General features: G+C 67.6%; 9 protein-coding genes and 1 pseudogene. 6 read left to right on the top strand and 4 right to left on the bottom strand.

Features of this window, described 5'->3' with window-relative positions; genetic code table 11:
* Positions 1 to 103: 103 nt before the first annotated feature.
* Positions 104 to 814, bottom strand: a complete 711-nt coding sequence (locus B3T59_RS14495) for a TIGR03089 family protein (protein ID WP_287003937.1) — start codon at positions 812 to 814, stop codon at positions 104 to 106.
* Between the two features lie 16 nt (positions 815 to 830).
* On the bottom strand, positions 831 to 2,426 hold the full coding sequence (locus B3T59_RS14490; protein WP_287003936.1) for an LCP family protein: 1,596 nt from the start codon (positions 2,424 to 2,426) through the stop codon (positions 831 to 833).
* 703 nt (positions 2,427 to 3,129) lie between these two features.
* Between B3T59_RS14490 and rfbD the strand changes: the two genes are divergently transcribed.
* The 3 genes from rfbD to B3T59_RS14475 all read left to right on the top strand — a co-directional run bounded on the left by rfbD (position 3,130) and on the right by B3T59_RS14475 (position 6,250).
* The gene (gene rfbD, locus B3T59_RS14485; protein WP_287003935.1) at positions 3,130 to 4,119 is read left to right on the top strand and encodes a dTDP-4-dehydrorhamnose reductase; all 990 of its coding nucleotides are present in this window, start codon (positions 3,130 to 3,132) and stop codon (positions 4,117 to 4,119) included.
* A gap of 95 nt (positions 4,120 to 4,214) precedes the next feature.
* Positions 4,215 to 5,120, top strand: coding sequence for a glycosyltransferase family 2 protein (locus B3T59_RS14480; RefSeq protein WP_197501295.1), 906 nt, complete (start codon positions 4,215 to 4,217; stop codon positions 5,118 to 5,120).
* Between the two features lie 59 nt (positions 5,121 to 5,179).
* On the top strand, positions 5,180 to 6,250 hold the full coding sequence (locus tag B3T59_RS14475; RefSeq protein ID WP_231894533.1) for a sugar phosphate nucleotidyltransferase: 1,071 nt from the start codon (positions 5,180 to 5,182) through the stop codon (positions 6,248 to 6,250).
* A gap of 47 nt (positions 6,251 to 6,297) precedes the next feature.
* On the opposite strand, the gene B3T59_RS14470 is transcribed toward B3T59_RS14475, so the two are convergent.
* Positions 6,298 to 6,954: an O-methyltransferase gene (locus B3T59_RS14470; protein ID WP_064903411.1), complete on the bottom strand. Its 657-nt coding sequence runs from the start codon at positions 6,952 to 6,954 to the stop codon at positions 6,298 to 6,300.
* Between the two features lie 356 nt (positions 6,955 to 7,310).
* Here B3T59_RS14470 and sigE point away from each other — a divergent pair, with 356 nt between their 5' ends.
* Positions 7,311 to 7,949, top strand: coding sequence for an RNA polymerase sigma factor SigE (gene sigE / locus B3T59_RS14465; protein WP_064868460.1), 639 nt, complete (start codon positions 7,311 to 7,313; stop codon positions 7,947 to 7,949).
* Positions 7,950 to 8,094: 145 nt separating this feature from the next.
* On the opposite strand, the gene B3T59_RS14460 is transcribed toward sigE, so the two are convergent.
* Entirely contained in the window at positions 8,095 to 8,241 is a 147-nt protein-coding gene (locus B3T59_RS14460; RefSeq protein ID WP_156527350.1) for a hypothetical protein, read from the bottom strand.
* Positions 8,242 to 8,268: 27 nt separating this feature from the next.
* On the opposite strand from B3T59_RS14460, the pseudogene B3T59_RS14455 reads away from it, so the two are divergent.
* Positions 8,269 to 8,622 (top strand): annotated as a pseudogene (locus B3T59_RS14455) (hypothetical protein); the annotation flags it as partial.
* 350 nt (positions 8,623 to 8,972) lie between these two features.
* The gene (locus B3T59_RS14450; protein WP_287003933.1) at positions 8,973 to 10,574 is read left to right on the top strand and encodes a trypsin-like peptidase domain-containing protein; all 1,602 of its coding nucleotides are present in this window, start codon (positions 8,973 to 8,975) and stop codon (positions 10,572 to 10,574) included.
* Positions 10,575 to 10,604 lie beyond the last annotated feature (30 nt).

Below are 10,604 nucleotides of genomic sequence, written 5' to 3'. Positions count from 1 at the left end.
CGCGGGCCAACCAGTCGGGTAGCTGCATACGGCCCACTCTGCCGCATGAGGCCCCCGCCGTGAACCACTCCGGAACAAGTGTTCACCTCGACGGGCGTCGTCGTCAGTCGAGAACGACGTCGGCGCGCTCGGAGGCCGCACGCGCTGCAAGGTCGGTGTCGGGGGTCGGGGAGACCCACACGAGACTGGCCCCGACGCTCAACGGCGCGATGACGTTGCCCAGAATGCCTGCACCCGTGCGCCATTGACGTATCGAGAGCACCCGGCTGTGTGCGGAGACCCCGTCGGCGGACGCTGTGGCCGATGCGGTGGCAAGGATGTCGGCCGCAGGGGCGCCGTCGAGCGCAGGCCCCGAATATCGAGGCGGCGAGTACTGATCGCCGTGCACTCGGACCGCCGACGCATAGTCGGTGACCCCCGGTGGAAGGTCGCCGACGCCGAGCGCGAACGGATCGAGCGAGGCGACGACGAGTTCGGCGGCGTCGGGGTGCTCGTCGATTCCCGCGGCGCTGGTGAACGCGACCCGCGGAGCGTCGACCTCGGTAGTGACATGCACATGCGCGCCTGCCCACCACGCGCCCAACAGGATTGCGGCGCTCTGCCAGTGTTCGGGCAGATCGACGACGACGTCGTCGCCGGGTGCGAGACCGAGTTCGACGACGAGATAGTTGGCGGTCTTCGCCGCCCAGTTGCCCAGCGTCGCACCCGACAACTCGGTGCGTTCGCCGGTGTGGTCGTCGTAGTAGGTGAGCAGTGGGCGGGCCCAGTCGTTGATACGCCCGAGCAGCGAGGTGGTCAGCGTGTCGTCGGTCATCGGTTCCCACATTCCATCAGTTCACACACACCGGTCCGTTGGTACCCGCGGTGATCGGTGGGGCGTTGTTGCCCACCCGCTCGCTTGCGGGTGTGTTGTTGGTCTGTGGTCCGGTGTCGTTGATCGATCCCGGACCGGCAAAGGTGTTGGTGAGCAACAACTTCAGGTGATGATCGTCGAGGTCTGGTTGCGCCTCGACGCGCACCGCACGCAGATCCTTCGCGAGCAACTGCGCGCCGGGGTTGTCGGCGCTGTGTGCGTAGATCACCGAGTCCTTGATGTCGGCGGGCGTGCTGCTGGTCTTGCCCGCTTGGAATCCCTTGTTGGTCAAGATGTTCGAGACATTGCTTGCCAGTCCGTCGATGGTGCCCGCGTTGTCGACGTCGACGGTGTAGTCGCCGCGTCGTGATTGCGACTTGGACGCACCGTCGTTGAGCAGATTGCTGGTGAAGGTGTGCACGGCATTGGGGTCGACCGTCACGACGCTCTGCTGTCCGTCTTCGCTCCAGCCCTGCTCGTCGAGCACGGGAATGGTCGCGAACTTGACGCGCCCGCCGCTGAGATCCTTGAGCTGCTCGGCGAATTGCACGACGTTCCAGTCGTCGTCGATCACCACGGAGCGCGACACGGCGTTCTCGAGGTCGTCCAACTTCGACGGATCGGTGAGGGTGTGCGCCGAGAGGATCTTCTGCGTCAGCGACGCCATGTAGACCTGCTGGCGGGTGATGCGGTCGAGATCACCGCGGGGGAGCTCGTGGCGTTGGCGGACGAAGCTCAATGCCTGTGGGCCATTGAGGGTTTGGCGTCCGGCCTTGAAACGCGCACCCGAAAGCGGTTCGTTCACAGCATCTTTGAGGCATACCTCGACACCACCGACCGCCTTGGTCAGCAACGCGAAGCCGAGCAATCCGACCTCGGCGTAGTGGTCGACCTTGACGCCGGTGAGGTCGGCAACCGTGTCGATGAGCGCCTTGCGGCCCGCGAGGGTGCCCTCGCGCTCGGCGTCCTCTTCCGGCTTGCCCGCTTCGACCGCTCGTTGACGCGCACCCTCACGGGTGGTGCCGTACGCGGCGTTGATCTTCGACATCCCGATGCCGGGGACCGACACGTACGAGTCGCGTGGGATCGAGATGGCCGTGGCCGACGATCCGTCGTTGGGGATGCGAATGAGCAGGATGGTGTCGGTGTTGGTGGAGATGTCGTCGCCTGCCCGCAGCCACTTGAGTTCCTCCGACGACAGCGGGTTTCCCTTGGCGTCCGTGCGGGAATCGGTGCCGACGAGCAAGATGTCGGTTGCGCCATCGTCGCCTCCGCCGAGACCGAGGCCCCCGAGCTGGGTGATCTTCGACGTCAGTCCGTTGACGCTGCTCCACGCGTACCCGGTGCAGACCAGCACGGCGACCGAGACCAGCGCGATCAGTCCGCGCCCCCAGGCTTTGCGTCCGAATCCGCCGACGGCCGCGAGGGTTCCGCGGGCGGGCGTAGGTGGATCCTGGTTCGGGATCTTCTTGTCGGGAGTCTTCTGGGCCGGTGTGGTGGGGCTCGAGTTGGGGGTGGCCGAGCTCTTGGTGTGAATCTCTCCGGAGCGACGCTGTCGGGGCCTTCGCTTCACGCCTGGCTCCGCGGGTGCGCCGACCTTGTCAGCGGCCGCGGCGGACCGGCGTGAGGTCGGTGCTTGCCGAGGCGGTTGCGGCGTACGCGGGCGCTGTCCGTCGGGACCTTGTCGACGAGACGCCTCGGGATTGCCCCGACGCTCGCCGGTCCGCTGACGCTCCGAAGTTCGCTGGCCCGCACTCCGCTGGCCCGCACTCCGCTGGCCGGTACTCCGTCGGCGCGGTTCTCCGGTGCCTTCGCGCCGCGGCGCGTCTGATGGCGCGCCGTCGGGGCGGGGTCGTTTCGGGCGGGTCGCGCGTTGCTCGTCGTGCGCGTCCTGGGCTGGGCGTCGGGGATGGGCCGCCCGGGACTCGTCGTGCGCGTCCGAGGTTGGGCGTCGAGGGCCGCTGGGCCGCCGACGCGCGCCTTCGGGTCGTGACTCCACGAGTGGTCAGGTCCTTTGCGATCGTCGAATCCGGCGTTCGGCTCCCGGCTCAGGGGATCGCGTCCCGTTCCCCACGGGACGCATGTGAATGCCGTTATTCAAGAGGTTGACGTTACTGAAGTTGTTGTACTGACGTCAGGCTACTGAAGTGGCGCCCAATATCGCGGTTGCAACGCCGACGCGATCTCGTCGTCGGAGGTCCGCGTGACGTGACGATCCACACCCCGTGTGTCAGGTCACGTGCGCGAGGCTGGGATCAGTGCGGCACGATGAGGCCATGCACAGTGGTGACGACGTCGGTACGAAACCATCGGACAGCGGCAGCGCACCGAAAGCGCGCACGGTGTGGATCGTCGGAGCGGGCGGTCAGCTCGGCGCGGCGCTGCTCGATTCCGCGCACCGACCGCCGCACGTGCGGGCGCTGACGTCGCGCGACATCGACATCTCCGACGCCGCGTCCGTCGGGCGGGCACTCGCCGACCTCGACGTCGGGGACGTCGTGGTCAACTGCGCGGCCTACACCAACGTCGACGCCGCGGAGTCCGATCGCGAACGTGCCGCCGCGGTCAACGCCAGCGGCCCGGCAAATCTGGCGACGCAGACCGCCGGAACCGGCGCGTGGCTGATCCACATCTCCACCGACTACGTCTTCGGTGGGGCTGCCGCCGGCAGCCCACGCGAGGGCGAGACGCGGCCCGCGCCGCGGACCACGCCATACGAAGCGATCATGATCGACGACGGTCCCGCTCCCGAAACCGTGTACGGCGCAACCAAACTCGAGGGCGAGCGTGCTGCGCGAGCCGCCGATCCGACCGCCACGATCGTCCGCACCGCCTGGGTGTACACAGGAGGCCGCGACAGCCCCGACTTCGTCGGCACGATGCGGCGTCTCGAGGCGACTCGCGATGCGATCACCGTCGTCGACGACCAGACGGGCTCACCGACCTACGCGCGTGACCTCGCCGACGGCCTGTGGGAATTGGCGGCACGCGTCGGCGACGACGCCGTGACCGGGGCAGTGCTGCACGCCACCAACACGGGTGCCGCCACGTGGTTCGACGTCGCGCAGGCCGTCTTCGCGGAAGTGGGCGCCGATCCGGCGCGGGTATCGCCCGTGACCACAGACGAGTTCCCGCGGCCCGCACCGCGGCCGGCATATTCGGTCCTCGACGCGTCGTCGTGGGCAGGCGCGGGGCTGACTCCGCTGCGGGGGTGGCGGGATGCGCTGGCCGCGGCGATCTCGGAACCCGGCGTCAGCGGCGAGTGAGGCTCCGCTGATCCGCAGACGGCTGTGACGAACGTGGGAGGACGCACCCGGGAGGGACGTCGGGGATCCTGCCTGCCGTTGGTTACCCTGACCGGGTGACTTCTGCCCTCGGTGTCGTGACGGTGACCTATTGGTCCGGCGGCCACGTGGAGACCTTCTTGAAGAGTCTCGACCACGCGACCTCTGCTGTGCCCCGCGTCATCATCGCCGACAACGGCTCCGGCGACGGCGCGCCCGAGGCTGCCGCACGAGACCACGACAACGTGACGTTGGTGCACACCGGCGGCAATATCGGCTACGGCGGAGGCATCAACAGGGCGGTTGCCGAGCTCGGCGCCGACGTTGACTTCATCGTGATCGCAAACCCCGACGTCGAGTGGTCGCCGGGTGCGATCGACGAATTGGTCGCAGCCGCCGCACGGTGGCCGCGGGCCGGCGCGCTGGGGCCCCTGATCTACGAACCGGACGGTTCGGTGTACCCATCGGCACGCAGCGTCCCGAGCCTGGTCTCCGGAACCGGTCACGCACTGCTCGGGACCGTGTGGAAGTCGAATCCGTGGACGGCGGCCTACCGCGCCGATGACGTCGCGCCGAGCGAACGGCCCGTCGGCTGGCTGTCGGGATCGTGCCTGCTGGTGCGCCGCGAGGCGTTCGAGGCGATCGGCGGCTTCGACGAGCGGTACTTCATGTACATGGAAGACGTCGACCTCGGTGATCGGCTCGGCAAAGCCGGATGGCTCAACCTGTACGTTCCGGGCGCCGAGGTCACTCACACCAAGGGCCATAGCGCAGGTCGCGACCCCGGCGCGATGCTGCCCGCACACCATCGCAGCGCGTACATGTTCCAGGCTGATCGCAATCCGGGACTGCTGCGCGCACCATTGCGCCTTGCGCTTCGGCTCGGACTCGCTCTTCGCTCTCGCCTCGCAGTCCGCGCTGCGGGGCGCGCCCTGATCGATGATGATGATGATTCGACCCACCCGAGAGGACACGACCAGTGACCGGATTCACCGTGCCGAGCACGGCCACGTCGACTTCCGCGCCCAGTGCCGACGTCGACATGTCGAAGACCCAGGCGGTGATCCTCGTCGGCGGCAAGGGCACACGGCTGCGCCCGCTGACGCTGTCGGCGCCCAAACCGATGCTGCCCGTTGCCGGGCTGCCCTTCCTCACCCATATGCTGTCGCGAATTCGCGCTGCAGGAATCACCGACGTCGTACTCAGCACCTCCTTCAAGGCGAGTGTGTTCTCGGAGTACTACGGCGATGGCTCGAAGCTCGATCTGAGCCTTCGCTACGTGACCGAGGACGAGCCGCTGGGCACCGGTGGTGGCATCCGCAATGTGCTCGATCTGCTCACCGCCCAGGACATCGTGGTGTTCAACGGCGACGTGCTCAGCGGAACCGACATCAGCCAGGTCGTCGCGACACACCAGAGCACCGAGGCCGACGTCACGCTGCATCTCGTGCGCGTCGGTGATCCGCGTGCATACGGCTCCGTGCCCACCGACGAGAGCGGAAGGGTCACGGCGTTCCTGGAGAAGACCCAGGACCCGCCCACCGATCAGATCAACGCGGGCACCTATGTGTTCCGCCGCGAGGTCATCGAGCAGATCCCCGCAGGCCGCGAGGTGTCTGTGGAACGCGAGGTGTTCCCGCGCCTGCTGGCCGAAGGCAAGCGCGTCCAGGCCTACGTGGACAACACCTACTGGCGTGACATGGGTACGCCGGAGGACTTCGTGCGCGGCTCGGCCGATCTCGTGCGCGGGATCGCGCCCTCGCCTGCTCTGGGGGACCGTCACGGTGAGTCGTTGGTCCACGAGGGCGCCGGCGTTGCGCCCGGCGCCGTCCTCGTCGGCGGAACCGTCGTGGGTCGCGGCTGCGAGGTCGGCCCACGTGCCCGACTCGACGGCGCGGTGCTGTTCGACGGCTCGGTCGTCGAAGCGGGTGCGGTCGTCGAGCGCAGCATCGTCGGCAAGGGTGCGCGTATCGGCCCGCGTGCGCTCATCCGCGACACCGTCATCGGCGACGGCGCAGAGGTCGGCGCGCGGTGTGAACTACTGCGCGGCGCGCGCGTGTGGCCGGGAGTGCAACTACCCGACGGCGGCGTCCGCTTCTCCACCGACGTCTGAGAGTCCGTCGAGTTCGTCAGTGGCTTTCGCCGCTGCGCAAGTACCTGTCAGCGGGCTTTCGCCGCTGCGAGTACGCCGCCTCCGAGGGGAACGACGACGGGCAGCAACTGGTCGTCGTCGGCGATCCGCAACGCGGCGGCTCGTGCTGCGCTTGTCACCGGGTCGGTGCGCGTCGGGTCGCCGACCGCTCCCGACGCTGTGGCGTTGTGTACGACGACCACGCCGCCCGGTCGCAACATCCGGACGGCCTCGTCGACGAAGGTCGGGAGGTCGATCAGCGGACCGTCGATGAAGACGAGGTCGTAGGAGCCGTCGGACAGCCGCGGCAACACCTCACGCGGAGTGCCGTTGATCAGCCGGGTCCTGCCGGGCGGGATGTCGGCGCCTGCGAACGACGCGCGCGCTGCCCGGTGGTGTTCGGGTTCTGGGTCGATGGTGGTGAGGACCCCGTCGCCCGACATCCCGTTGAGAAGCCAGAGGCCGCTGACACCCGTACCGGTCCCGATCTCGGCGACGGCGTGTGCGTCGCACGAGCGAGCCAGCAGCGCCAGTAGTGCACCCACCGCCGGGCTGACGGGATCGGTCCCCAGTTCATCTGCGCGTGCCCGCGCGGCGGCCAGCGCGTCGTCTTCGACGATCGCCGATTCGGCGTAGTCGATCAGGGCCGCGGCAGCGGCGTCGGTACCGGTGGGTGCATCGGTCATTCCATGAGATTAGGCCGCGCACCGCCCTCGATGTCAGTGGCACGCCCGATTCGGTGTTCACGGAGGTCGACGCGCCGCAAACTCGACCCATCCGAATCGTCGCGGGCTCCGACCTACTTCTGTGACGACGTGCTCGGCAGTGAAGACCTATTCGGCCAGCACGTCTCAGCGAAGACTTACTCAGTGAAACCTCAGCCGCCTCACACTGCGACCACACCGCGATGGGAGAAGGTGAGACAACAGCACGGGCGCGGTGGTCGGAATAGCCGGCGATGCGCAGGTGTTCAAGATAGCGAATTCGTGTCGAATCGGACTTGCGCCGCTCGACAGTCAAAGAAGGGAACCGGCCACACGCGATGACTGATCCCCAGGCGTCCACCACCGCAGAACTGAATACGGGAGTCGAGGCGATCGACGTCATCCCCTCGGGGACCGCAGGCTTCGACGCGACCGGCGACGAGTTCTTGATGCCGACGTGGGATGAGTTGGTCCGTGAGCACGCTGACCGCGTGTACCGGCTGGCCTACCGCCTGTCGGGCAATCAGCACGACGCCGAGGATCTGACGCAGGAAACCTTCATCAGGGTGTTCCGGTCGCTGTCGAATTACCGGCCGGGCACGTTCGAGGGCTGGCTGCACCGCATCACCACCAACCTCTTCCTCGACATGGTTCGTCGTCGCAACAAGATCCGTATGGAGGCGCTGCCCGAGGAGTACGACCGGGTCCCCGGCGACACACCCGATCCCCAACAGATCTACGCCGACGCGAATCTCGACCCCGACCTCCAGGCAGCGCTGGACTCGCTGACCCCGGATTTCCGTGCCGCCGTCGTCCTCTGCGATATCGAGGGACTGTCCTATGAGGAGATTGCCGCGACGCTCGGCGTCAAGCTCGGTACCGTGCGCAGTCGTATCCACCGGGGAAGGCAGACGATCCGTGATCACCTCGCGGCTCGTGGCCACGACAATCGACGTTCGGTAGCCGTCGGAAGCTGACGTTTTCACCCGTTCGGGAACCCCGGGCACCGTCGTGCCGTTTGGGATTCGGATAGGCTGTGGTGCCAGCACGGGCACGCAGCGCCCTCCGTCTCGCGGACCCGACCGGTTCGCCCACGGAGACCGACCTGTGAAGAGGGGTGAATCACACATGATGGACGGCCGACGGGATCGACGAGATTCCGCAGCGGACGCCGACAAACGAGCGCACGTCGACAACAGCCCGCCTGCCACCGGCGCGCCTGCGGACGATGGGTTTGCTGATGGGGCGTTTGCTGATGGGGCACCTCATGTCGACACCGCGGGGCACGCCGACGGTGTGGTTGCATCGCCGGGCATGCGGGGCCGGAGACGTTCTCCGTGGAACCCCGCCACGTGGTCGCCGGCGACGTCGTCCTTCGCGCCCAACCCCGCTTTCCGACGCCCCCGCCCACGTCGATTCGCATCAACCGAGCATCTCGCACCCGAGGCAGTCGCGGCATTTGTCGACGGCGAGCTGGGCATGACCGCGCATGTGCGGGCGACCCATCACCTCGCGCTGTGCCGTGAATGCATGGATGCCGTCGACGCACAGCTCGATGCCCGTACCCGGCTGCGTGATTCCGGCACCGTGGCCATGCCCGCGGATCTGCTCGGCCAGCTGAGCCAGATCCCCACGCGTGAGATCGACATGACAGGTGTGCGTGACCGCCGTGAACATGGCCGCAGGGAGCAGAGTCATCGCGAACAGGGCCCCCGAGAAGAGGGTCGTCGCGAACAGAACCGCCGCGAACAGGGTCGCAGTGCCGGCACGCTCGGTCCCAACAACTTGCATGCGAGCCCGTTTCCGGATGGACGTTTCCGCGGGCCCTGTGCCACCCCGGGACCACTCGCAGCATCGGGCCTGCCACCGGTGAATGCACAGGCTGACTTCAGGCACGAGTCATCGCGCCCCGCCACTGCGCCGATCGACGCGGTCAGCGGTGAACCCGCCCGCGGGCGCCGCAACCGCTGGCGCGGGCGCTGAGTACCGGTAACCAACGCGTGGGAGCAGACGACATCGACGAGACCGCTGCCGGCGGATCGGACGGCGGTCAACGCCGTTCGCAGCCGGACGATTCACCGTTCAGCCGAGAGAACGCCGCTGCAACGGGAGGCGATACCCAGCCCGGCAATACACAGCCCGGCGACGCGCAAACCAGCGACGGCGCTGCGGCTCGTGGCCAGCAGCGACACGTTCCGGTGTCTCCCGCGACCGCGCAGGTCTTCGGCCGTCCCGCGGGCGTACGTGGTTCCTTCGCGACAACACCGTCGTCGTCGAGGCCCGCTCCGCAGATCGCGCCACCCGACCCGGTGCTGGCCGAGGCTTTCGGCAGGCCGGAGGGTTCCGACGAGACACTGCAACGCGATCCACTCGCCGCGTACGGCGTCTCGACCGACGAGCCCGCTCCCGCAGATCCGTGGCGCGATCCGGAGAGCATTGCGACCCTAGACGCGCCGGCACTCGTCGACGAGGCCGCGAGACAACCGACCGTCGTCGGTCCGAAGCTCGGCGTCAAGGATCTGCTGTTCGGTAAGCGGGTGACGTGGTACGCCCTCGCAACCCTCGCCGTGCTGGCACTGCTGATCGGGTTGGTCGGTGGCCTGATCGGCCGGTTCACCGCAGAGGTCGCGGCGCCGCTGAACAGCAACACGGTGAAACTCTCGACGGGTGACGGCGGAGACGGTGGGGGAGAGCCGAAATCGGCCGTCGCGCGCGTCGCCAAGGCTGTCGAGAAATCTGTGGTGTCGGTGGATGTGCGGACCGCGAGCGCGTACGGCACCGGTTCGGGTTTCGTGATCGACTCCGCCGGTTACATCCTCACCAACAACCACGTGATCTCGATGGCTGCGAACGACCGGAGCGCCAAGCTCGAGGTTGTTTTCTCCGATCGCAACCGTGTGCCTGCCCGGATCGTCGGGCGCGACATCCACACCGACCTCGCGGTACTCAAGGTCGACAACGTGGCCAACCTGACGGTTGCCAAGATCGGCAACTCCGACAATCTGCAGATCGGCGAAGAGGTCATCGCATTCGGCTCGCCGCTGGGACTCGACCGCACTGTCACCAGCGGGATAGTCAGCGCGACGCACCGCGCGGTTCCACTCCCACCCGACGCCGAGTCGGACACCGACGCGGTGATCGACGCGATCCAGACCGATGCCGCGATCAACCCGGGCAACTCGGGTGGTCCGCTCGTCAACGAGTCAGCGGAGGTGGTCGGCATCAACACCGCCATCGCCTCGGGTGCCGGCGGCTCGATAGGTCTCGGCTTCGCCATCCCCATCAGCCAGGCCATCCCCATCGCCCAGTCACTGATCCGCGACGGCAAGGTCAACCATCCGCAGATCGGGGTGAGCGCGAGCTCGGTTCGTAACGACCGTGTACTCGGCGCAGGTGTGCGCAATGTCGTCGCCGACGGACCCGCCGCACAGGCGGGCGTCAAGGAGAACGACGTCATCACCTCCTTCAACGGCCGCAGCATCGAAAGCGCCGACGAATTGACGGTTGCGGTGCGCACGACGAAGATCGGTGAGCGGGTGCCGTTCACCTACTGGCGTGATGGTCGAACCTTCAACGGGTCGATCACCACCGCCAGCGACTAGCGGCGACGTTTCGGCGACAGAAGTAGGGAA

Origin of the sequence: Gordonia sp. UBA7860, from assembly GCF_002500165.1 — a bacterium.
Taxonomy (GTDB): domain Bacteria; phylum Actinomycetota; class Actinomycetes; order Mycobacteriales; family Mycobacteriaceae; genus Gordonia; species Gordonia sputi.
The sequence above is the reverse complement of the archived record's forward strand: the minus strand, read 5'-3'. Positions and strand labels throughout refer to the sequence as shown.